This window comes from Pseudomonas sp. B20(2017), from assembly GCF_002113125.1.
GTDB lineage: Bacteria > Pseudomonadota > Gammaproteobacteria > Pseudomonadales > Pseudomonadaceae > Aquipseudomonas.
In genome coordinates, this window is record NZ_NEJP01000002.1 from 71,652 (window position 1) to 94,195 (window position 22,544).

Below are 22,544 nucleotides of genomic sequence, written 5' to 3' on the forward strand. Positions count from 1 at the left end.
CTACGCTTGAAGAGCCTGACCTGTCCCGGAGTGCCTTGTGTTTGCCAATCTGCTGATCATTCTGGCGTCGTCCCTGGTGATGATTGCTCTGTTCCGACGCCTGCGCCTGCCGCCTGTGCTGGGCTATCTGTGCGTGGGTTTGATGGTCGGGCCGAAGGCATTCGACTGGATCAATGAAAGTGAACATCTACCGGATCTTGCCGAACTGGGCGTAGTGTTTCTGCTGTTTTCCCTGGGGCTGGAGTTTTCCCTGTCGAAAATGATTGCCCTGCGCCAGGTGGTTTTCCGTCTGGGCAGCCAGCAAGTGCTGATCACCACATTCCTGCTGGGAGGCGTGCTGATGTTGTTGGGCATGCCCGCTACACCGGCCTTGCTGCTTGGCGCCGGCCTGTCGCTGTCATCCACGGCGATTGTAACCAAGGAACTGGGCAGTCTCGGCGAAATCTTCAGCAGCCATGGCCAGAACGCGGTGGGTGTCCTGCTGTTCCAGGACGTGGTGGCCGTGTTGCTGCTGACGCTGGTGCCGGTGTTCGCCGGCAGCAGTGATCAGGTCTGGTACTGGGCGCTGCCCCTGACCTTGTTGAAGACCGTATTGCTGTTCTTCGGTTTGTTGCTGGCCAGCCGCTGGCTGCTGCCCCGCCTGTTTCAGGAAGTCGCGGCGTCCCGATCGGCAGAATTGTTCGTGCTGCTGGCACTGGTCATTGTGCTGCTGACGGCCTGGCTGACCCACCTGCTGGGTCTTTCTCCGGCCCTCGGCGCGTTCCTCGCGGGCATGCTGTTGGGCGAAAGTCATTACCGGCATCAGATCGAGGCCGATATCCGGCCGTTTCGCGACATTCTGCTGGGACTGTTTTTCGTCAGCATCGGCATGCTGATCGACCTGCAACTGTTCGCCAGCCACAGCCTGCTGATTATCGGGATGACCCTGGGTTTACTGGTGATCAAAGGCCTGGTGGTGGCGCTATTGGTGAAATGGCGCGGCAGCGACAGTGAAACGGCGTGGCGCAGCGGTCTCGCCCTCGCCCAGGGCGGTGAATTCTGCTTCGCCCTGATGGCACAGATGCAGCAAACCCGGCTGCTCCCCGCCGAGCTCGGCGCCCTGCTGCTCGCCGCCACCTTCTGCTCAATGCTGCTGACGCCCCTGCTATTACGCGCCGCACCGCGCATCGCCGCCGCCCTGCACCGCAAGCCCAATCAGGAGGCGCAGATCGAGGAAATCAGCGCCCTCAATGCCGGGTTCGACGGGCATGTGGTGATCTGTGGCTACGGCCGTGTCGGTCAGTCGATCGGACGCTTCATGCGCAATGCCGGGCAATCCTACGTCGCGCTGGACAACGATCCGGTACGAATTCAGGAAGCCGCCACCGCCGAACGCGACGTCCACTACGGCGATTCAACCCGCGGCGATCTGTTGACCGCCGTCGGCTTGCTACGCGCCAGGCTGCTGGTGATTGCCGTGGATCAAGCCGACGTGGCCTTGCGGGTTCTCAAGGAGGCCCGGCGCCTCAACCCGACAGTGCCGATCCTGGTGCGCACCCGGGACGACAGCCAGTCGGCCGAGTTGAAGGCAGCCGGTGCCAGCGAAGTGGTGCCGGAACTGCTGGAGTCGAGCCTGATGCTCGGTTCCCATGCCCTGATCCTGCTGGGGTTTCCTGCGCACCGGGTGCAGGAGAAAGTCGATCAGGTGCGCATCGATCGCTATCGCCTGCTTCACGGCTTTTACCCCGGAGCCGACGATGAGGAGGCCTAGTCCTGGCTCACCGCGCCGATCTTGTGCAGCGACAGGTCAGCGCCGTAATACTCCTGTTCCTGGCTCAGGCGCAGACCATGCAGCGCCTTGATCGAACCGTAAACGGCGAAACCGCCGATCAGCGCCACCGCCACACCGAGGGCGGTGCCGAGCAACTGGCTGATCAGGCTGACGCCACCAAGCCCGCCCAACGCGGTCGATCCGAAAATCCCGCAAGCAATGCCGCCCCACACGCCACACAAACCATGCAACGGCCACACACCGAGCACGTCATCGATGCGCCATTTGACCTGCGCCGCCGTGAAGCACCAGACAAACAGGGCGCCGGCAATTGCGCCGGTCACCAGTGCGCCGACCGGATGCATCAGGTCGGAACCGGCACACACCGCCACCAGCCCGGCAAGCGGGCCATTGTGCAAAAAGCCCGGGTCGTTGCGCCCGACGATCAACGCCGCCACCGTGCCGCCGACCATCGCCATCAGCGAGTTGACCGCCACCAGTCCGCTGACCCCTTGCAGGGTCTGCGCGCTCATCACGTTGAAGCCAAACCAGCCGACGATCAGGATCCACGAACCCAACGCCAGAAAAGGAATGCTCGACGGCGCGAACGCCACCAGCTTGCCATCGCGATAGCGCCCGTTACGCGGCCCGAGCAGCAACACCGCCGCCAGCGCCAGCCAGCCGCCCATGGCATGCACCACCACCGAACCGGCAAAGTCATGAAAAGGGGCACCGAACTGCACGGTCAGCCAGGCTTGCAGACCGTAATTGCCGTTCCAGATCATGCCTTCGAAAAACGGGTAGATGAACGCTACGATCAGCGCCGTGGCGCACAGTTGCGGCACAAACCGCGCCCGCTCGGCAATGCCGCCGGAGATGATCGCCGGGATCGCCGCTGCAAAGGTCAGCAGGAAGAAAAACTTCACCAGTCCATAACCATGATCGGCACTGAGCATCGCCGCCGGTTGCAGGAAGGTCACCCCGTACGAAAGCCAGTAGCCTATAAAGAAGTAGGCCAGGGTCGACACCGCAAAGTCGCTGAGAATTTTCGACAGCGCGTTGACCTGGTTTTTCTGACGAACCGTTCCGACCTCCAGAAACGCGAACCCGGCGTGCATGGCCAGCACCATGACCGCGCCGATCAAAATGAACAACGTGTTGGAACTGTGAACCAGCGTGTCCACAGCGCTTTGCAGATTTTCCATGAGGAGGCAGACCCAAGGCTGAAAAAGGCACCAAAGCGGTTCATGCGCACATTTCATGCACCAAGTTGCGACTGTGCGGTCACTGATCCGGTGGTCCGGTGAACCGCTTTGGCGCACAAGGTCGATGGGCTGACATGAACCCTCATCATCCGGGCCTTGCTCTGCCCGGTTTCGCGCCCGGCAACAGCGCACTGCCACCGATCGACGCACCACGACACAGCAAAAGTTGTACCAGCCATTTGCACTGAACCTTCACACTTGGCTCATACTCGAACGCTTCAGAACACCGCTTCAGAACGCCACTTACGGAGATCCCCCATGGCCAGCATCAAGGCAAAGACTGCTCAAGAAATCCTGATGAACGACTTCCAGACTCTGGTCAGCGACACTGAACGGTTGCTGGAACACACCGCCACGCTGGCCGGTGATCAGGCTGACGAGCTACGCGAACAGATCCACGAAAGCCTGCTGCGCGCACGGGAAACCCTGAAGCTGACCGAGGACACCCTGCGCGAGCGCGGTCAGGCTGCGGTCACCGCCACCGAGGAATATGTATCGGCCAACCCTTGGCAATCCGTGGGCATCGCCGCCGGCGTCGGCTTCCTGATCGGCCTGCTGGCCACGCGGCGCTGATCATGTCGATCGGTAAATCCGGCCCGGACTCGGGCACCGCCACCTCCACGCGTCGTCTGGGTGCTGCCGTTCTCGGTCTGCTGCACAGCCACGTCGAACTGTTCGGCATCGAACTGCAGGAACAGAAAGCACGCACCGTCAGCCTGTTGCTGTTCGCCGGCCTGGCGCTGGTGTTTGCGCTGCTGTTGCTGGTCGGCCTGTCGACCCTCGTACTGATCGTGTTCTGGGACACGTATCGCCTGGCCGCGATCATTGGTCTGTGCGTGTTCTACACCTTGGCGGCAATCTTTTGCGCGCTGCGTCTCAAGGCCGCGATCTTCGATGAATCCTCGCCCTTCCACGGCACGCTGGAAGAATTGGCCAATGACCGGGAGCGCCTGCTGCCATGAGCCTGCCTGAACTTCCGCACAACAGCTCACGCCGGGAAATGCGCAAGGCACTGATCCGTTTGCGCATGGAAATGCATCGTCAGGAAATCCGCCACGAAACCGGTCAGGTCATGCAGCCCTTGCAACGCATGCGCGGCATGACTCAAAACCTGCACGACGGCTTCGGCATCAAGCACGCGCCGTTGTGGGGCGTGGCTGCCGTGACGTTGTTGGGTTTTATCACCGGTAAAGGTGCGAAAAGCGGCGGCGTTGGCGGCTTGAGCCGACTGATCCGTCTGGGCACCAGCCTCGCTCCGTTGATCAAGCTGGTCATGCAGAGTTACAGCAAGCGCTGATCCTTCGCATCTGGCTGCATTCTTGCAGCACCGGCGGGATTGAACTCCTTATCCAGAGGTTCAATCCCGCTCGCCTATCCGGCGGGCAAAATTCAACCAGAACAAGAATAACCAAGGAGGCCCCGTGATCGACGGGCAACCGCTCGCCTGCTTTCAACCGTTCATCGATACCGCCACAGGGCGCATTGCAGGCGTCGAGGCACTGGGCCGCTTGCGTCAAGCCGATGGACAACTTGCATCGGTGGGACCATTGTTCGCCGACCCGCGCACGCCGGCCATGGCGTTACGGCGACTTGACCGGCAAATTCGGGACAACGCACTGAGCCGCGTGCATGAGGCGCCAGGGGACTGGTTTCTCAGCCTGAACATGTCACCGCGATGGATCAGTCGCTTGCGTGCCGATCAGGCGCTGCCGAGTCTGAAACAGCTCGCACGTCATGGCGTCGATCCGCAACGAATTGTTTTCGAAATCACCGAACTGGGCGGTAACAGCCAACGTCTGGCTGAGGTCGTGGCGCGCTACCGCGATGCCGGAGCCCGGATCGCCATCGATGATTTCGGTGCCGGATACTCACAACTCGATCGTGTACTGGCGTTGCAACCGGACATTCTCAAGCTCGACATGCGCCTGTTCCAGGCTGCCGCCCTTGGCGGTCCGAGTACCGATGTGGTCAAGGCACTGGCACAGATGGCCGAAAAAACCGGCTGCTGGATCATCGCTGAAGGTGTGGAAACCGCCGCGCAGCTACATTTTGCACTGGAATGTGGATCGCGTTATGTACAGGGTTTTCTGTTCGCCCGGGCGCAAGAAGCCTTTTACTCCACGGATGCCTTCGTCCAGCGCTTCGCCGGTCTGCGCCAGTCCTATGTGGATCAAAAACTGGCTGAGCGTGGCAGATGGATGTCCATGCGCCAGCAACTCAGCGAACTCATGGTCATCCTGCAAACCTGGGCCCAGACCCGTGCCCCACTCAGCGCTCTGCCGAAACTCGACGCGTTTCCCTGGCTGCTGCGCTTTTATCAGTGCGACCGTCACGGCACCCAACTGACACCAAACCTGGAATGGCGCCCCAGCGGCTGGGTCGCCGACAATCGATACCTGGGTCACAACTGGTCATGGCGCCCGTACTTCTATCACCTGCTGGCCGAGGGCTGGGAAGAACGGCGCCTGACCCTTTCCAACACCTATCGCGACGCCACCAGCAACCAGTATTGCCTGACCGCCGGACAGTTTTTCGATAACGGCGAGCGCCTGCTGCTGATCGACATCGATGCGGCGGGCTTGTAGTTGCGCTTGCAGATGCCAGCCTGAACCGGGAAGCTAGGGAATCAGTCATCAGACGGAGAGAATCAGCCTTGGATTGGCATTCCCTGCTCAACCGCGAACGTCTCGGCAAACCGCTGCACAGCCCGCAGGAACTTGGCCGCAGTCCCTTTCACAAAGACCACGACCGCATCATCTTCTCCGGCGCCTTCCGCCGCCTGGGGCGCAAGACCCAGGTGCACCCGGTGTCGAGCAACGACCATATCCACACGCGCCTGACCCACTCACTGGAAGTCAGCTGTGTCGGCCGCTCGCTGGGCATGCGTGTCGGTGAAACCTTGCGCCGTGCGCTGCCCGAATGGTGCGAGCCAAGCGATCTGGGCATGGTGGTCCAGTCAGCCTGTCTGGCGCACGACATCGGCAATCCGCCGTTCGGCCACTCTGGCGAAGATGCGATTCGCCATTGGTTCCAGCAAGCGGCCGGGCGCGGCTGGCTGGATGCGATGAGCGACGCCGAACGCGGTGATTTCCTGAACTTCGAAGGCAATGCGCAGGGCTTCCGGGTGCTCACGCAACTGGAGTATCACCAGTTCGACGGCGGCACCCGGCTGACCTACGCCACCCTCGGGACTTACCTGAAGTACCCGTGGACCGCCCGTCACGCCGACTCCCTCGGTTACAAAAAGCACAAGTTCGGTTGCTACCAGAGCGAACTGCCCTTGCTCGAACAGATCGCCCACAAACTGGGGCTGCCGCAACTCGAAGAACAGCGCTGGGCGCGCCATCCGCTGGTGTATCTGATGGAAGCGGCGGACGACATCTGCTACGCCTTGATCGATCTGGAAGATGGCCTGGAGATGGAGTTGCTGGAGTACGCCGAGGTCGAGTCGCTGCTGCTCGGTCTGGTCGGCGATGACCTGCCGGAAACCTATCGCCAGCTCGGCCCGCAGGACTCACGTCGGCGCAAGCTGGCGATCCTGCGCGGCAAGGCCATCGAGCACCTGACCAACGCTGCCGCCCGGGCCTTCGTCGAACAACAGGACGCACTGCTGGCCGGTACATTGTCTGGGGATCTGGTGGAACACATGCACGGCCCGGCCAAACGCTGCGTGCTGAACGCCAAGGACATCGCCCGCAAGAAGATCTTCCAGGACAAGCGCAAAACCCTGCATGAGATCGGTGCCTACACGACGCTGGAGATCCTGCTGAACGCCTTTTGTGGTGCCGCCCTGGAACAACACAATGGCCGCACACCCTCGTTCAAGAGTCGACGGATCCTGGATTTGCTGGGGAACAATGCGCCGGATCCGCACGGTCCCCTGCACACATCATTCCTGCGCATGATCGACTTCATCGCTGGCATGACCGACAGCTACGCCAGTGACATGGCACTGGAAATGACGGGACGTTCCAGCCAATGAAATCCGCTACCCGACCGATTTGCCTTGGATCGGTCGGGTATATGCTCTGGCAACAGAAATTCGAACTTTTATTCATATTCATGGGGGAGACACACGATACAACTTGAAACAACCCATTCACCTCCCCTTGAAACCTTTTAAACAGGCAATTTTTCCGTCTACAAATAAAACCCATGAAACAAAACCCTTCTAACTTCTCACTCACCTACCTACGCCAAACCTAGTTCATACGTAGCCTGATTCCTCATTACTTGTAGGACTTATCCTATATTGCAACTGAACCCCAGTCAGTTCATGCGAGTACACATTCATCTGAGCTAATGTGCGCCCTTTATTTGTGCTCGTATGGGACTTGATTATGAACTCCGTTTTTATTGTCGACGATCACCCGGTCATTCGTCTTGCCGTTCGAATGTTGCTGGAACATGAAGGTTATAAAGTCGTTGGAGAAACCGATAACGGTGTCGATGCCATGCAGATGGTTCGAGAATGCATGCCCGATCTGATCATTCTCGATATCAGCATTCCCAAGCTTGATGGCCTGGAGGTCCTCGCCCGTTTCAACGCCATGAGTTCGCCGTTCAAGACTCTGGTGCTGACCGCACAATGCCCCACTCTGTTCGGCATTCGCTGCATGCAATCCGGCGCATCGGGTTATGTGTGTAAACAGGAAGATCTGAGCGAACTGGTCAGTGCAATCAAAGCCGTACTTTCCGGTTACAACTATTTCCCCAGCCAGGCCTTGAACCCTGTCCGCCACGATGACATACGCTATGCGGAGCTGGAACTTTTCAAATCCGTCAATGATCGGGAGTTGATGGTGCTGCAGTTATTCGCCCAAGGCCGTACAAACAAGGAAATTGCCAAAGGCATGTTCCTCAGCAACAAAACCGTCAGCACTTACAAAAAACGTCTGATGCAAAAACTAAAAGCCAAGTCTCTTGTAGAACTTATCGAAATGGCCAAACGCAACGCACTCGTGTGAGAGTCCATATGCCCAGCCGTTTAATGAGTTTTTTGATTGCATTGAGTGCATGTGTGGTTTTTTGCACCTCCGCAACGGTCGCATCCCCCGTCTCGCAAGACTTTTCCGTGTTCGGTCGCTCGGCAGACAGGTCAGTGCCAGTCGTGTTTGACCCGTCGCAAACGGCATGGCTGGGCACTCGCAATGAATTGATTCTGGGGACATCCGCTCCCGACTACCCACCCTTCGACATGACAACCAGCGGGCATGACTACGAAGGCTTCACAGCGGATTACGCCGTACTCATCGGCAAAGCGGTGGGACTGCCGATCAGAGTCAAGCGCTTTGCCTCACGAGAAGTGGCCATAAGGGCTTTGATCGAAGGCGACATCGACATGCTCGGCACAGCCAATGGTTTCGAAGCGGAAAACGCCAACATTTTACTGTCCAGGCCTTACGCCATAGATCAACCAGTACTCGTGGCACGCGAAGGCGAAACCCGCTCACTGACTGAAGGTCTGGCAGGCCTGCGACTGAGCATGCTGTACCACTACTTGCCGCTGGACGAGGTCAAGGCGATGTATCCCAAAGCCCTTATCACCTCCTATCCTTCCTACCAGAATGCAATCAACGCGGTAGCGTTTGATCAGGCGGACGTGTTTCTCGGTGACACCATTTCCACTCATTACATGATCAGCAAAGGTTATCTGAACAACATCCGCATGGCGAACTTCGGCAAGCACGAATCCCATGGTTTCAGCTTCGCCGTGCATCGCAATGATCCGCAGTTGCTCGCCATAATCAACACCGTCCTGCAGGCTATTCCGGGAAGCGAACGCGACAACATCGCCAAACGCTGGAGCGCTGGCAGCGACACACTGCTGACCGATCAGAAGTTGCAACTGACCCGACGCGAAGAGCAGTGGCTGAAAAAACATCCAGTGGTGAGCGTGGTGGTCAACGAGGCTTTCGCGCCTTTGACATTCTTCGACAGTGACGGCAACTTTCACGGCATCAGCGCCGATCTGCTCGAACTCATTCGCTTGCGTACCGGCCTGCGCTTCGACATCCGCCGCAGCCGCAGTGATGCAGAGATGATCAAGCAAATTGAAAACAACCAGGCTGACCTGATCGCAGCTCTCCTCCCTACCGCCCAACGCCAGGAAACCCTTACTTTCAGCCGCCCCTACCTGGAAAACTCTTACGTCCTGTTGACCAGAAAGGCCGCTGACAGCCCGACGCACCTGGGTCAGCTGAAACGCAAGCGGCTGGCGATCGCTCAGGGCAATCCCATGATCGATTATTTGCGGAGCGAGTTTCCACGTATCCAACTGGTCGAAACACCGGACACATTCAGTGCGGTGGCGCTACTCGACGAAGGCCAGGTCGAGGGCGCCGTGAACTCACTGGTCATCGCGAACTACTTCATTTCATCGAAAATCTTCGAACACCCGTTGCAGATCACCACCACTATTGGCACCCGACAAGCGGCCTTTTCTCTGGCGACTGCCCGGGACAACGCGGAACTGGGTTCGATCATCGACAAGACGCTGATGAGCATCACGCCTGAAGAGCTGGGCATTATCAATGGTCGCTGGCGGGGCTATTCAAGCGTGTCGCAAGGAGCCTGGCGTCAATATCAACGCTTTTTCTATCAACTGATCGGAGGAGCTTGTCTTCTTTTGCTGTTGTCGTTGCTCTGGAATGCCTACATGCGCCGCCAGATCAAACAGCGCAAATCGGCCGAGCGGGCGTTGAACGACCAACTGGAATTCATGCGATCACTGGTCAACGGCACGCCCCATCCCATTTATGTGCGCGACCAACAGGGTCTGCTGCAAAGCTGCAATGACAGTTACCTGGAGGTATTCAATGCAAGACGCGAAGACGTCATTGGCAAAAGCGTCATGCAAGGTGCGCTGAACAACGCTTTCGAGGCACGGACGTATCAGGCCGACTATCAGCGGGTAGTGGCAGAAGGAAAACCGCTCGTGCTTGACCGGCCGTTGCATATCGGCAACCGGCGACTGACGATCTATCACTGGATCCTGCCATACCGGGATTCCAGCGGCGAAGTACGCGGAATCATCGGCGGCTGGATCGACATCAGCGAACGCCGGGAGCTGTTCGACGAACTTCACGCTGCCAAGGAGCGGGCGGACGAGGCCAACCGGGCCAAGAGCACTTTTCTGGCAACCATGAGTCACGAAATACGCACGCCGATGAACGCGGTGATCGGCATGCTCGAACTGACGCTCAAGCGTATGGATCACGCCCATCCGGATCGTTCCGGCATAGAAACGGCCTACAATTCGGCCAAAGATTTGCTTGGCCTGATCGGTGACATACTGGATATCGCGAGAATCGAGTCCGGGCGATTGAGCTTGAGTCCCGAACGGGTCAATCTTGTCGACACCGTTGGCTCGGTGGTCAGAATATTCGAAGGTCTGGCCCGGCAGAAGAGCCTTTCACTGGCAGTGACTGTCTCTCCGCCCGAACTGAACATCGACGTGCACCTTGACCCTTTGCGCTTTAAACAGGTGCTGTCAAACCTCATCAGCAACGCCATCAAATTTACCGACGCGGGACACATCAGGATCGCGCTCGATGTTCAGCCAACGGATGATCCCGAATGCTCGCTGGTGCAATTGACCGTACAGGACAGCGGGATAGGCATCACCACACAGGATCAGCTACGCCTGTTTGAACCATTCGCCCAGGCCGGCAACGGTGGGCAGCGAACGGTCAGTGGCGCGGGGCTGGGGCTGGTCATCAGTCGCAACCTGTGCGAAATGATGGGAGGAAAACTACGACTGAGTAGCCTTTCCGGCATCGGCACACAGGTCAGTGTCTCGCTACCGCTGGCCATCATGCCCGCACAAGTGGCGCTAGCTGAAAACGAACCGCAAATTCAGACTTCGCTGAACCCGCTGATGGTACTGGTGGTAGACGATCATCCGGCCAATCGCCTTCTGATGTGCCAGCAACTGGAATATCTCGGGCATCGGTTCTGCATCGCCGAAGATGGCCGGCAGGGACTCGAACAATGGAAAAACGGCGCGTTCGATCTGGTCATTGCCGATTGCAACATGCCCCTTATGAACGGCTACGAGCTGACCCGCGCGATTCGCCAACATGAAAAACTCATCCGTCGCCCGGCCTGCACTGTATTGGGGTTCACCGCCAATGCTCAGCCGGAGGAAATCCTGCGCTGCAAACAGTCGGGCATGAACGAGTGCCTGTTCAAACCCCTGAGCCTGAGCATATTGAGTCGATGGATCGATAGCGTCCAACCGCTGTTCCGCACGCCGGCTTTCAACCTGCAGGGACTGACGCTACTGACCGGAGGGAACCCTGCCCAGGCTCGGCGCCTGCTGGCCGAACTGCTCAACAGCAGTCGTTCTGACCGACAGGAATTGCAGACCCTTTCACGCCTGCGCGATCACTCTGCACTGGCAGGGATCGCTCACAAGATCATCGGTGCGGCACGTATTGCCCAGGCTTCGCGCCTGATCGACAGTTGCGAAGCGCTTGAGCAGGCCTGTTTGAAAGCGTTGCCGGAGGATGAAATCGAACGTCGCTGCAGAGCCAGCAATCTCGCCATCATTGAACTGGAGCAAGCACTGGAACAGCAACTCGCGCAGAGCGACCAAAGCAAAATGACCGGGGCTTAACTATGCTTTGACGCTGAGCGGTGTGCCTACCTGAACGGAGAGTCCGCAATGCCCAGCCCACTGCGCCCGGATCAACGCCGGTTTCCGCTGCATGTGCACATCAGCGTCATGTTTACCTTTCTGTTGTTGCTCACCGGGGTAGTGCTGGGCTTGTTCAACTACCGGCAGACCACACAGATCATCCTTTCAAGCAGCGAAAAGTTGTTCAACCGCATCGAGCAGGATGTACGTCTGGATCTGCAATCTACCTACGCACCAATTCGGCATTTGCTTGGCCTGCTGACACACAACCCGGCCACTCGTGCTTCCCGCCTTGAACAGCGTCTGGTGCTGCTCGAGCCGTTCAGCCAGTCCCTGACGGACAACCCGGATCTGGCCTCGCTGTACCTGGGCTATGGCAATGGCGATTTTTTCATGGTGCGCCCCTTGCGCACAACGGCACTGAAAACCTTGCTCAAGGCGCCGGAAGCGGCGGCGTATCAGGTCTGGAGCATTGAGCATGATGCCAGCGGCCAGGCGCATTCACAGTCGCTGTTCTTCGATCAGGCACTGTCCCCGGTCGGCCGCCAGGACAACCCTGACGATTCTTACGACCCACGCGGCCGGGCCTGGTATATAAATGCACGTCAACAAAACGAGCAGATCACCACCGAACCTTATATTTTTTTCTCCACGCACAATGTCGGCACGACCCTGGCCCGTCGCAGCGGCGAAAACGCCGTCATCGCCGCCGACCTGACCCTCGACACGCTATCGGCGACGCTGATCAAACACGTAGTGACGCCGGCCACGGAAATCGTCCTGTTCGATGCCGATGGCAACGCCGTCGCCTATCCCGACAGTCGCCGGCTGATCGTCGATGACCGAACGGCACGTCTGGCCAAGGCCGCCGACCTGAGCCCCGGTCTGCACGCATTGTTGTCCGGCCATCAGGGCAACCGCCTCAAAGCCGAAGGTCGACAATGGATCGTCGCCCGCAGCCACTTGCAGGAAGGCGGACCAAAGGGTTTGCAGATGGCGTTGCTGGTGCCGGAGGACGAGTTGCTGGCCGACGCCTATCGCATACGCTGGCAAGGTGCGCTGATTACGCTGGCCACCCTGCTGCTTTGCCTGCCGTTGGGCTGGCTGATCTCGCGAGTTCTGGTCAAACCACTGCATGCTCTGGTCAAGGAAGCCGATGCGATCCGCAGTTTCGACTTCAACTTCCCGGTGACCCGTCGATCCCTGGTGCTCGAGGTGGACCAACTGAGTCTTTCGATGGCCCGTATGAAAGATACCCTCGCCAGTTTTTTCCGCATCACTGATAGCCTGACCGCCGAAACCCGCTTCGCGCCGCTGCTGCATCGGGTACTGTTCGAAACGGTGCAGATCGCGCAGGCCCAGGCAGGGCTGATCTATTTGCGCGAGAACGATGGCAATCGCATGGAGCCCTGTGGGCTGGTAATCGATGGAACATCACAAACGCTGACCGCGTTTGAAATTCAGGATCGCGGTATCGATGTCTCACAGAATCCTGAATGGTTCCGGAAACTGGAAAATGCCGACACCGTCGTGAGCAATCTCGGCTTCGAACAGGCCGGCGATTTACAGAAAGTGCTGCTGGCACTGGACTCGCCACGGGTGCATTTGATCGGTATACGCCTGCATAACCGTCACAACGAGACCGTCGGCTTGCTGGTATTGCTCATCAATGACAGCGGTACTGTGGCCGACCTGGAAAAACTCCGCCCGGATCGCATCGCGTTCCTGCAGGCGGTGTCCGGCGCGGCAGCCGTGAGCATCGAAAGCCAGCGTCTGCAAGCCCGACAGAAACAACTGATGGATGCATTCATTCAACTCCTGGCCGGCGCCATCGACGCCAAAAGCCCCTACACCGGCGGGCATTGCCAACGAGTGCCGGAGCTGGCCCTGATGCTCGCCCATGCGGCGGCGGCCAGCCAGGCCCCGGCTTTTCGCGATTACCAGCCGAACGAGGACGAATGGGAGGCCTTGCACATCGCTGCGTGGCTGCACGATTGCGGCAAGGTCACGACACCGGAATATGTGGTCGACAAGGCCACCAAACTGGAAACCCTGAACGATCGTCTCCACGAAATCCGCACCCGCTTCGAGGTGCTCAAACGCGACGCCTGGATCAACTACTGGCAAGCCGTGGCGATGGGCGGTGACGAGGTCCAACTTGCCGACCTGCGCGACGCGACGCTCATAGCCCTGGACGATGACTTCGCGTTTGTCGCTCGCTGCAATCTGGGCTCAGAAGCGATGGCAGAGGCGGACCTGGAACGTCTGCAAGGCATCGCGCAGCGCACCTGGGTGCGCACACTGGATAATCGACTGGGTCTGTCTTGGGAAGAGAACCGGCGTCAGGCAAAGACTCCGGCACCGACCTTGCCGGTCAGCGAACCGCTGCTGGCCGACAAGCCCGAACATCTGCTCGAACGCGCCGATGGGGAGCTGATTCCCGAAGACAATCCATGGGGTTTCAAGCTTGACGTTCCGCACTACAAATACAATCGCGGCGAACTGTACAACCTCAGCATCCCTCGCGGCACCCTCACACGGGAGGAGCGCTACATCATCAACCATCACATTGTGCAGACGATCCTGATGCTCAGTCATCTGCCCTTCCCCGAACACCTGAAAAGCATCGCGGAAATTGCCGGTGGGCATCATGAAAAAATGGACGGCACCGGTTATCCCAAGCGTCTGAAGCGCGAAGACATGAGCCTGCCGGCGCGGATGATGGCGATTGCCGACATTTTCGAAGCGCTGACCGCCGCCGACCGCCCGTACAAGAAGGCCAAGACCCTGAGCGAAGCCTTGGGAATCATGTCGACCATGTGTCGTGAGGCGCACATTGACGCCGAGCTGTTCGGCCTGTTCATCCGCGATGGCGTGTATCTGCAGTACGCCACGCGTTTTCTCGATCCACGGCAGATCGATGCCGTGGACCCGGCGGCCGTACTGCTCAAGGCAGGTCTGGCAGAGTGATCAGCAGTCGGTCAGTCGCAGGAAGATCGCCGCCAGTTGTTCGATCCCGGCCTGATCGTCGGCACCGAAACGCGCGAGCTTCGGGCTGTCGAGGTCGAGCACGCCGATCAGGCGACCATCCTTGACCAACGGCACGACCAGCTCGCTGTTCGACGCGCTGTCGCAAGCGATATGGCCCGGAAACGCGTGAACGTCTTCAACCCGTTGCGTCTGCAGGCTGGCAGCCGCCGCGCCGCACACACCGCGACCGAACGGAATGCGCACGCAGGCGATCTGGCCCTGAAACGGGCCGAGCACCAGCTCTTCGTTGCGATTGAGGTAGAAACCGGCCCAGTTCAAGTCATCGAGCTGGTTGAACAGGAACGCCGAAAACTGTGCGGCGTTGGCGATGAAATCGCGTTCGTCCGCCAGCAACGACTCCAGTTGCGCGGCCAACATGCCATAGCCTTCGAGGCCCTGGCCGCTCTGTTGCAAATCAATCATGCCTTGTGCTCCAACAATTTCAGTCCCACCCAGTAACGGGCGAATTGGTACGCGCAACGTCCGTTGCGGTTGCCACGGCCGGTCGCCCAGCGCACGGCGAGAATGTCCAGCTGTTCGTCGCGCTGCCAGCTCAGGCCGGCCTTGGCGGCCAACTGGCCGATCCAGTGTTCGACGACGTTGAGGAAATGTTCCTGGGTAAACGGATAGAACGACAGCCACAGGCCAAAGCGATCCGACAGCGCGATTTTGTCTTCCACCGCCTCGCTCGGATGCAGTTCGCCATCGACGCGCTTCCAGTTTTCGTTGTCACTTTCCTTTTCTGGCACCAGATGGCGACGGTTGGAGGTGGCGTACAACAACACGTTGTCCGGCGCCTGTTCGAGCGAGCCGTCCAGCACGCTTTTCAACACGCGATAATCGCCTTCGCCGGACTCGAACGACAGGTCGTCGCAAAACAGCACAAAGCGCTGCGGCAGCTTGGCGATCTGCTCCACCACCCGTGGCAGATCCGCCAGGTGATCGCGCTCGATTTCGATCAGACGCAAACCGGCCTTGGCGTGCTCTGCCAGCAGCGCGCGCACCAGCGACGATTTACCGGTGCCACGCGACCCCCACAGCAACGCATGGTTGGCCGGCATGCCGTCGAGAAATTGCTGAGTGTTGCGGCCCAGTTGCTCCAGCTGCCGGTCGACACCGATCAGGTCTGACAAGCGCATGTCGAGGCTGACTTCCAGCGGCAGCAGATAACCGCTGCGACCGTCACGCTGCCAACGGGCGGCGAGACAGGTATTCCAGTCGATGACCGGGCGCGGTGCCGGCAACAACGGCTCGATCCGCGCCAGAACCGACTCGGCGCGTTCAAGAAAAGCATTCAATCGGGAATCCACGTCTTCTCCTCGGGCTCGTTCACAGTAATGATGGCGGTACAGCGACGACAGACAGCGTTCGAATCCTGTCCCGACCCTTGTTACAAGGCGATTCGGGAACTCCGGAATCCGTGCATGATCGACTATGCTTGAGCAGCGAAGGGAAACGGAAGTGGTTCAACACCCCATGGATATCAAATTCACCCACCGGCTGTCGTACAAACAGGCCCGGCTTACCGTGCTGGTCGGGTTCATTCTGGGCACGCTGCTCAGCCTGCTGCAAATCGGCATCGATTATGCCAGTGAAGACGCGTCCATCAACCGTGAAATCCTGTCCTTGCTGGAAATCAGCCACAATCCAGCGTCACGCATCGCCTATAACATCGATGCCGAACTGGCGCAGGAACTGACCCTGGGGCTGTTGCGTTCGCCGGCGATCATTTCCGCACAACTGACCGACAACAATCAGACGGTGCTGGCCAACGTCAAACGTCCCGAGCTGCAAAGCGGTTACCGGATGATCAGCGATTTCCTGTTCGGCGCCAAACGCCAGTTCGAAGACCGCCTCTATCTCGATCACTTGCCCAACGAATCCCTCGGCACCCTGAGCCTGGAAGTCGACACCTACGCCTTCGGCAGCCGCTTCCTGCGCCGGGCCGAGGTCACGCTGCTCAACGGTTTCGCCCGCAGCCTGATTCTCACCGGGATTCTGCTCGCGCTGTTCTACGTAATGCTGACCAAGCCGCTGGTGCGGGTGATCCGCGAACTGAGCGGCCGCGACCCGCGCAGCGCCGAGCCGACCACCCTGGAATGTCCGGGCGGGCACGCCAATGACGAGATCGGCGTGCTGGTCAAGGTTGCCAACCAGCAGTTCGAAAACATCGCCACCGAAATACAGCAGCGGCGCAATGCGGAAAACCGCCTCACCGACTACCTCGCGCAACTTGAAGACATCGTGTCCGCACGTACTGCCGAGCTCAAGGCGATCAACGCGCGCCTCAGTCAGTCCAACCAGGAACTGGAAGTGGCCCGCAGCACTGCGCTGGACATGGCCGAGGCACGTTCGGCATTCCTGGCCAACATGAGCCACGAGATCCGCACCCCGCTCAACGGCCTGCTGGGGATGATCGCCCTGTCGCTCGACGGCCCGCTCAACGCCGAACAACAGCAACAACTGTCCATCGCCCACGACTCGGGCAAGGTGTTGGTGGAGTTGCTCAACGATATTCTCGACCTGTCGAAATTCGATGCCGGGCAACTGGAACTCGAACACATTCCGTTCGATCTCGGCTCGCTGATCGAAGACACCGCCAACCTGCTGTCGCAGAACGCAGCGCCGAGCGTCGAACTGACCTGCCTGATCGATCCGTACTTCCCGGCGCTGGTGCTCGGCGATCCGACCCGGGTCAGGCAGATCGTCAGCAACCTGTTATCCAATGCGCTGAAATTCACCCGCTTCGGTCGGGTCGATGTGCGGTTGTCCACCTGGAAGGACGGGGTTCGCATTGAAGTCTGCGACACCGGAATAGGCATCGCGCGGGAAGCACAGGTAAAGATCTTCCAGCCGTTCACCCAGGCTGGCGCCGGCATCACCCGGCAATATGGCGGCACCGGGTTGGGCCTGGCATTGACGTACAACCTGTGCGAAGCCATGCAGGGACGGCTTACGATCAGCTCGGAAGTGGGTTTCGGCAGTCAGTTCTGCGCCGATCTGCCTCTGCCCTGCCATACCCGCGCGGTGATTCCGCCACCGCTGCGCGGCAACGTGCTGGCCATCACCTCTGCGGTCAGCGGTCTGGCGGAGTTGCTGGAAAGTCTGGTTCCGGTCTGGGGGCTGACGTACCAGCAACGTACGCTCGACGATTCACTGCTCGGCCTGACTCCGGATGTCATCATCACCGATTGCCCTGAATGCCTGTTCGGCCTGCGCCCGGCCATGACCGCGCCGATCCTGCTGGTGACCGCCTACGGCAGTTTCATGCCGGGGGAAGAAGCGGCGGCCCTCGCCCCGCTGCAACAACAGGCACGTCCGCTGGCGCGTAACGCGCTGTATCAGAACCTGCGCAGAACACTGCAGCCAGACGTCATCACCATCGACAGTACACGCCTCGAGAGCGTGCCTTCTCAACGCCGCGGACGGGTGCTGCTGGTGGAGGACAATCCGGTCAATCAATTGGTGGCCAAAGGCATGCTAGCCAAACTCGGCTGCGAAGTGGTGGTCGCCTCTCATGGAGCCGAAGCACTGGATCAGCTGGAGCACGCCGAATTCGATCTGGTACTGATGGACTGCAACATGCCCGTGATGGACGGTTACGAGGCCAGTCGCCAGATCCGCCAGAGCGGTCGCTGGCCGAACCTGCCGATCGTCGCCCTGACCGCCAACGCCATGTCCGAAGAACGCGAACGCTGCAGGGCGGCGGGCATGAGCGACTATCTGGCCAAACCGTTTCGTCGAGAAGAGCTGGCGGCCCTGCTGGACCAGTGGATTCCCACTACGACAGCGCTTTGATCTGCCCCAGCAAGTGATCGAGCCCCACACGAAGTTCATTGAGCCGGTCCAGATCCACCCCGCTGTCGCACAACAGCCGCGCCTTCAACGGCCCGACCTGTTCACGCAGCGCCTGCCCCTGCGGCGTGAGGCTCAGATGAACCTCACGCTCGTCCCGGGCCGATCTCTGGCGTTGCACCAGTTGCAATTGTTCCAGACGCTTGAGCAGCGGCGTCAGCGTGCCGGAATCCAGTGCCAACCGCTCACCCAGCGCCTTGACCGTCGGTTGCTCCGGCACGGTTTGCTGCCATTCCCACAACACCAGCATCGCCAGGTATTGCGGGTAGGTCAGGCCGAGCCGATCGAGCATCGGCTTGTAGGCACGGATCACCGCCCGCGATGCGGCATACAACTTGAAGCACAGCTGACTGTCGAGCTTCAGCGAATCGGCGGACAGGTTGTTCATTTGAGCAGGGCTTCGATCTCGCGGCTCAGATCCTGCGGCTTGGTGGCCGGGGCGAAGCGCTTGACCAACTGGCCGTCCTTGCCGATCAGGAACTTGGTGAAATTCCACTTGATACCCTGGGAGCCCAGCACGCCCGGTGCGCGTTTCTTCAACTGCACGAACAGCGGATGGGCGCCGGTACCGTTGACTTCGATCTTCTTGAACAGCGGGAAGCTGACGCCGTAGTTCAGCTCGCAGAACTCGCTGATGGCACCCTCGTTGCCCGGCTCCTGCTTGCCGAACTGATTGCACGGGAAGCCCAGCACCACCAGCCCCTGATCCTTATAGGTCTGCCACAGCTCCTCAAGGCCTTTGTACTGCGGCGTGAAACCGCATTTGCTGGCGGTATTGACCACCAGCACCGCCTTGCCAGCGAAATCGGCGAGGGTCTTCTGCTCGCCTTTGATGGTGGTGCACGGAATGTTCAGCAGGTTATCGCTCATGGTGCGCACTCTTGAAAATGGATAGACGGCAAAAATAGCGAGCAATTGAATTGTGTGCAATTTAATTGCTCGAAAGGCGACCCGTGGATCGCCCGTATCGTTTACTCGCGTGGCACCAGGTCCAGGCACACCGAGTTGATGCAGTAACGCAGGCCGGTCGGCGGCGGGCCGTCGGGGAATACGTGGCCCAGGTGCGCATCGCACCTGGCGCATTTCACTTCGGTGCGGATCATGCCGTGGCTGGTGTCACGGATTTCGGTCATGGCGCTCTCGCCGATCGGCGCGTAGAAGCTTGGCCAGCCGCAGCCGGAGTCGAATTTGGTCTTGGAATCAAACAGCGGCTCGTTGCAGCAGACGCAGTGGTAAACGCCATCGGTTTTGGTGCCGTTGTATTTACCGGAAAACGGTCGCTCGGTAGCACTGAGACGGCACACGTTGTATTGCTCGGGGTCGAGCATCGCCCGCCATTCTTCCAGGGTCTTTTCAATCTTTTCCATCTTCACACCTCAGCGGCTGAAAAAGCCCGATCTGTACCTTTTCCACGGATCGGGCGGCACGTATGATTGCGCCTCGTCACACGCCAGTCTGGCAGCGGGTTCCTGCGCATTCAAACGGATTGTTGGAAACCGCCGCTCAAGACGCTTGCCTGTGTGAAGACGCAGGATTCCCAGCACGGTTGTCCACCCGCCGCCTGGATCGTTCATTTTCGGGATCACATCGCCATGCAGTTCAGCAAATCGAACAAGCTCGCCAACGTCTGCTACGACATTCGCGGCCCGGTGCTCAAGCACGCCAAACGCCTGGAAGAGGAAGGCCATCGCATCCTCAAGCTGAACATCGGCAACCCGGCGCCTTTTGGTTTCGAAGCGCCGGACGAAATTCTCCAGGATGTGATCCGCAACCTGCCCACTGCCCAGGGCTACAGCGACTCCAAAGGCCTGTTCAGCGCCCGCAAGGCGGTGATGCAGTACTACCAGCAGAAGCAGGTCGAAGGTGTCGGTATCGAAGACATCTACCTGGGCAACGGCGTGTCCGAGCTGATCGTGATGTCGTTGCAGGCACTGCTCAACAACGGCGATGAAGTGCTGGTACCGGCGCCGGACTATCCGCTGTGGACTGCGGCCGTGAGCCTGGCCGGCGGTAACGCGGTGCACTACCTGTGCGACGAGGGCGCCGACTGGTTCCCGGACCTGGCCGACATCAAGGCCAAGATCACCCCGAACACCAAGGCGATGGTGATCATCAACCCGAACAACCCGACCGGCGCGGTGTATTCGAAGGAAGTGCTGCTGGGCATGCTCGAACTGGCTCGCCAGCACAATCTGGTAGTGTTCTCCGATGAAATCTACGACAAGATTCTCTACGACGATGCCGTGCACATCTGCACCGCCTCGCTGGCCCCGGATCTGTTGTGCCTGACCTTCAACGGTCTGTCCAAGTCATATCGCGTGGCGGGTTTCCGTTCCGGCTGGATCGCCATTTCCGGGCCGAAACACAACGCCCACAGCTACATCGAAGGCATCGACATGCTGGCCAATATGCGTCTGTGCGCCAACGTACCGAGCCAGCACGCTATCCAGACCGCTCTCGGCGGCTATCAGAGCATCAACGATCTGGTGCTGCCGCAAGGTCGCCTGCTGGAACAGCGCAACCGCACCTGGGAGTTGCTTAACGATATTCCCGGCGTGAGCTGCGTCAAGCCGATGGGCGCGCTTTACGCTTTCCCGAAGATTGATCCGAAGGTCTGCCCGATCCACAACGACGAAAAATTCGTGCTCGACCTGCTGCTTTCCGAGAAGCTGCTGGTGGTGCAAGGCACGGCGTTCAACTGGCCGTGGCCTGACCACTTCCGCGTGGTCACCCTGCCGCGGGTCGATGACCTGGACATGGCCATCGGTCGTATCGGCAACTTCCTCAAGTCCTACCGCCAGTAACCGGCGCTCAGTGCGCAACGGCCCCGAACGTTGCGCACTGTCTGATTCAGCAACACTTCTGCTCAGCCCCTCCTCCAGTACCTTCTACACTTGCGATTCATACGGATCATGCACGCCTGATGCAACGGCTGTGGGTGGCATATGCCTGTCATCCCTGTCGATTGAAGGGGTGGGAAATATCCGATATCCAGGCGAATCCGGCGTAGGACACAGTTTGAAATAGTCACTCGGTTGAATCACCCGGTGCCGCACCTTATATACCCCGCAGAACGCTACATCTTTAGCTTGAGGAGATTTCTACAACCATGATGCGCATCCTGCTGTTTTTGGCCACTAACCTGGCGGTCGTGCTGATAGCCAGCATCACCCTGAGCCTTTTCGGCTTCAACGGGTTCATGGCGGCCAACGGGGTTGATCTCAACCTCAGTCAGCTGCTGGTTTTCTGTGCAGTCTTTGGTTTTGCCGGTTCCCTGGTCTCGCTGTTCATCTCCAAGTGGATGGCGAAGATGAGCACCAGCACCCAGATCATTACCCAGCCGCGCACCCGCCACGAACAATGGCTGCTGCAAACCGTCGAGCAACTGTCCCGGGAAGCCGGGATCAAGATGCCCGAAGTCGGGATTTTCCCGGCTTACGAAGCGAACGCCTTCGCCACCGGCTGGAACAAGAACGACGCGCTGGTCGCGGTCAGCCAGGGCTTGCTCGAGCGCTTCAAGGAAGATGAAGTGCGGGCCGTGCTGGCCCACGAGATCGGCCACGTGGCCAACGGCGACATGGTCACCCTGGCGCTGATCCAGGGCGTGGTAAACACCTTCGTGATGTTCTTCGCACGGATCATCGGCAACTTCGTCGACAAGGTGATCTTCAAGAACGAAGAAGGCCAAGGCATGGCGTATTACATCGCGACCATCTTCGCCGAACTGGTGCTGGGCATCCTGGCCAGCGCAATCGTGATGTGGTTCTCGCGCAAACGCGAGTTCCGCGCCGACGATGCGGGCGCCCGCCTGGCCGGTACGGGCGCGATGATCAACGCCTTGCAACGCCTGCGCGCCGAACAGGGCCTGCCGGTACACATGCCTGACACCCTGAACGCCTTCGGCATCAACGGTGGCATCAAACAAGGGTTCGCCCGCATGTTCATGAGCCACCCGCCGCTGGAAGAGCGTATCGACGCACTGCGTCGTCGCGGTTGATCAAAC

General features: G+C 59.4%; 18 protein-coding genes. 12 read left to right on the top strand and 6 right to left on the bottom strand.

The window, feature by feature from the left end:
- The first annotated feature begins 37 nt into the window (after positions 1-37).
- A complete protein-coding gene (locus CAF63_RS03360) occupies positions 38-1,750 on the top strand; it encodes a monovalent cation:proton antiporter-2 (CPA2) family protein (protein ID WP_085683407.1) in 1,713 nt (570 codons plus the stop codon).
- Here the strand turns inward: CAF63_RS03360 and CAF63_RS03365 are convergent.
- Positions 1,747-2,955: an ammonium transporter gene (locus CAF63_RS03365; RefSeq protein ID WP_085683408.1), complete on the bottom strand. Its 1,209-nt coding sequence runs from the start codon at positions 2,953-2,955 to the stop codon at positions 1,747-1,749. The genes CAF63_RS03360 and CAF63_RS03365 overlap by 4 nt on opposite strands.
- Positions 2,956-3,273: 318 nt before the next feature.
- Here CAF63_RS03365 and CAF63_RS03370 point away from each other — a divergent pair, with 318 nt between their 5' ends.
- From CAF63_RS03370 to CAF63_RS03405, 8 genes are all read left to right on the top strand, one after another.
- Positions 3,274-3,588: a YqjD family protein gene (locus tag CAF63_RS03370; protein WP_007955729.1), complete on the top strand. Its 315-nt coding sequence runs from the start codon at positions 3,274-3,276 to the stop codon at positions 3,586-3,588.
- A 2-nt stretch (positions 3,589-3,590) separates the two neighbouring features.
- Positions 3,591-3,977 (top strand): phage holin family protein, encoded by a 387-nt coding sequence (locus CAF63_RS03375; RefSeq protein ID WP_085683409.1) that lies wholly within the window; start codon positions 3,591-3,593, stop codon positions 3,975-3,977.
- Positions 3,974-4,312 (top strand): hypothetical protein, encoded by a 339-nt coding sequence (locus tag CAF63_RS03380; RefSeq protein ID WP_085683410.1) that lies wholly within the window; start codon positions 3,974-3,976, stop codon positions 4,310-4,312. The genes CAF63_RS03375 and CAF63_RS03380 overlap by 4 nt, the downstream gene beginning before the upstream one ends.
- A 124-nt stretch (positions 4,313-4,436) precedes the next feature.
- A complete protein-coding gene (locus tag CAF63_RS03385) occupies positions 4,437-5,600 on the top strand; it encodes an EAL domain-containing protein (RefSeq protein WP_085683411.1) in 1,164 nt (387 codons plus the stop codon).
- Positions 5,601-5,668: 68 nt separating this feature from the next.
- Complete coding sequence (locus CAF63_RS03390; protein WP_085683412.1) at positions 5,669-6,997, top strand: deoxyguanosinetriphosphate triphosphohydrolase; 1,329 nt, start codon at positions 5,669-5,671, stop codon at positions 6,995-6,997.
- A gap of 358 nt (positions 6,998-7,355) precedes the next feature.
- On the top strand, positions 7,356-7,982 hold the full coding sequence (locus CAF63_RS03395; RefSeq protein ID WP_085683413.1) for a response regulator transcription factor: 627 nt from the start codon (positions 7,356-7,358) through the stop codon (positions 7,980-7,982).
- An 8-nt stretch (positions 7,983-7,990) separates the two neighbouring features.
- Positions 7,991-11,635: a transporter substrate-binding domain-containing protein gene (locus tag CAF63_RS03400; protein WP_085683414.1), complete on the top strand. Its 3,645-nt coding sequence runs from the start codon at positions 7,991-7,993 to the stop codon at positions 11,633-11,635.
- Positions 11,636-11,683: 48 nt separating this feature from the next.
- On the top strand, positions 11,684-14,626 hold the full coding sequence (locus CAF63_RS03405; protein ID WP_085683415.1) for an HD domain-containing phosphohydrolase: 2,943 nt from the start codon (positions 11,684-11,686) through the stop codon (positions 14,624-14,626).
- Here the strand turns inward: CAF63_RS03405 and CAF63_RS03410 are convergent, their stop codons facing one another.
- Positions 14,627-15,109: a GAF domain-containing protein gene (locus tag CAF63_RS03410; protein ID WP_011335287.1), complete on the bottom strand. Its 483-nt coding sequence runs from the start codon at positions 15,107-15,109 to the stop codon at positions 14,627-14,629.
- A complete protein-coding gene (locus CAF63_RS03415) occupies positions 15,106-15,996 on the bottom strand; it encodes an ATP-binding protein (protein ID WP_085683416.1) in 891 nt (296 codons plus the stop codon). Before CAF63_RS03415 ends, CAF63_RS03410 begins: the two co-directional genes overlap by 4 nt.
- Before the next feature lie 166 nt (positions 15,997-16,162).
- Between CAF63_RS03415 and CAF63_RS03420 the strand changes: the two genes are divergently transcribed.
- Positions 16,163-18,484, top strand: coding sequence for a response regulator (locus CAF63_RS03420; protein WP_085683417.1), 2,322 nt, complete (start codon positions 16,163-16,165; stop codon positions 18,482-18,484).
- Here the strand turns inward: CAF63_RS03420 and CAF63_RS03425 are convergent.
- The 3 genes from CAF63_RS03425 to msrB all read right to left on the bottom strand — a co-directional run bounded on the left by CAF63_RS03425 (position 18,468) and on the right by msrB (position 19,908).
- Positions 18,468-18,929 (bottom strand): MarR family winged helix-turn-helix transcriptional regulator, encoded by a 462-nt coding sequence (locus CAF63_RS03425; protein ID WP_085683418.1) that lies wholly within the window; start codon positions 18,927-18,929, stop codon positions 18,468-18,470. The two genes, CAF63_RS03420 and CAF63_RS03425, sit on opposite strands and share 17 nt — an antisense overlap.
- Entirely contained in the window at positions 18,926-19,411 is a 486-nt protein-coding gene (locus tag CAF63_RS03430) for a glutathione peroxidase (protein WP_011335290.1), read from the bottom strand. The genes CAF63_RS03425 and CAF63_RS03430 overlap by 4 nt, the downstream gene beginning before the upstream one ends.
- 101 nt (positions 19,412-19,512) lie before the next feature.
- The gene (msrB, locus tag CAF63_RS03435; protein WP_085683419.1) at positions 19,513-19,908 is read right to left on the bottom strand and encodes a peptide-methionine (R)-S-oxide reductase MsrB; all 396 of its coding nucleotides are present in this window, start codon (positions 19,906-19,908) and stop codon (positions 19,513-19,515) included.
- A gap of 225 nt (positions 19,909-20,133) precedes the next feature.
- Here msrB and CAF63_RS03440 point away from each other — a divergent pair, with 225 nt between their 5' ends.
- Both CAF63_RS03440 and htpX read left to right on the top strand, forming a co-directional pair.
- Positions 20,134-21,345: a pyridoxal phosphate-dependent aminotransferase gene (locus CAF63_RS03440; protein WP_007955711.1), complete on the top strand. Its 1,212-nt coding sequence runs from the start codon at positions 20,134-20,136 to the stop codon at positions 21,343-21,345.
- Positions 21,346-21,650: 305 nt separating this feature from the next.
- Positions 21,651-22,538: a protease HtpX gene (gene htpX / locus CAF63_RS03445; protein WP_085683420.1), complete on the top strand. Its 888-nt coding sequence runs from the start codon at positions 21,651-21,653 to the stop codon at positions 22,536-22,538.
- Positions 22,539-22,544 lie beyond the last annotated feature (6 nt).

Coding starts and splice junctions, on each gene's coding strand:
- CAF63_RS03375 (WP_085683409.1), top strand. CDS start 3,591: ATGTCGATCGGTAAATCCGGCCCGGACTCGGGCACCGCCACCTCCACG.
- CAF63_RS03400 (WP_085683414.1), top strand. CDS start 7,991: ATGCCCAGCCGTTTAATGAGTTTTTTGATTGCATTGAGTGCATGTGTG.
- CAF63_RS03440 (WP_007955711.1), top strand. CDS start 20,134: ATGCAGTTCAGCAAATCGAACAAGCTCGCCAACGTCTGCTACGACATT.
- msrB (WP_085683419.1), bottom strand. CDS start 19,908: ATGGAAAAGATTGAAAAGACCCTGGAAGAATGGCGGGCGATGCTCGAC.
- CAF63_RS03410 (WP_011335287.1), bottom strand. CDS start 15,109: ATGATTGATTTGCAACAGAGCGGCCAGGGCCTCGAAGGCTATGGCATG.
- CAF63_RS03420 (WP_085683417.1), top strand. CDS start 16,163: ATGGATATCAAATTCACCCACCGGCTGTCGTACAAACAGGCCCGGCTT.
- CAF63_RS03365 (WP_085683408.1), bottom strand. CDS start 2,955: ATGGAAAATCTGCAAAGCGCTGTGGACACGCTGGTTCACAGTTCCAAC.
- CAF63_RS03395 (WP_085683413.1), top strand. CDS start 7,356: ATGAACTCCGTTTTTATTGTCGACGATCACCCGGTCATTCGTCTTGCC.
- CAF63_RS03370 (WP_007955729.1), top strand. CDS start 3,274: ATGGCCAGCATCAAGGCAAAGACTGCTCAAGAAATCCTGATGAACGAC.
- CAF63_RS03425 (WP_085683418.1), bottom strand. CDS start 18,929: ATGAACAACCTGTCCGCCGATTCGCTGAAGCTCGACAGTCAGCTGTGC.
- CAF63_RS03380 (WP_085683410.1), top strand. CDS start 3,974: ATGAGCCTGCCTGAACTTCCGCACAACAGCTCACGCCGGGAAATGCGC.
- CAF63_RS03405 (WP_085683415.1), top strand. CDS start 11,684: ATGCCCAGCCCACTGCGCCCGGATCAACGCCGGTTTCCGCTGCATGTG.
- CAF63_RS03430 (WP_011335290.1), bottom strand. CDS start 19,411: ATGAGCGATAACCTGCTGAACATTCCGTGCACCACCATCAAAGGCGAG.
- htpX (WP_085683420.1), top strand. CDS start 21,651: ATGATGCGCATCCTGCTGTTTTTGGCCACTAACCTGGCGGTCGTGCTG.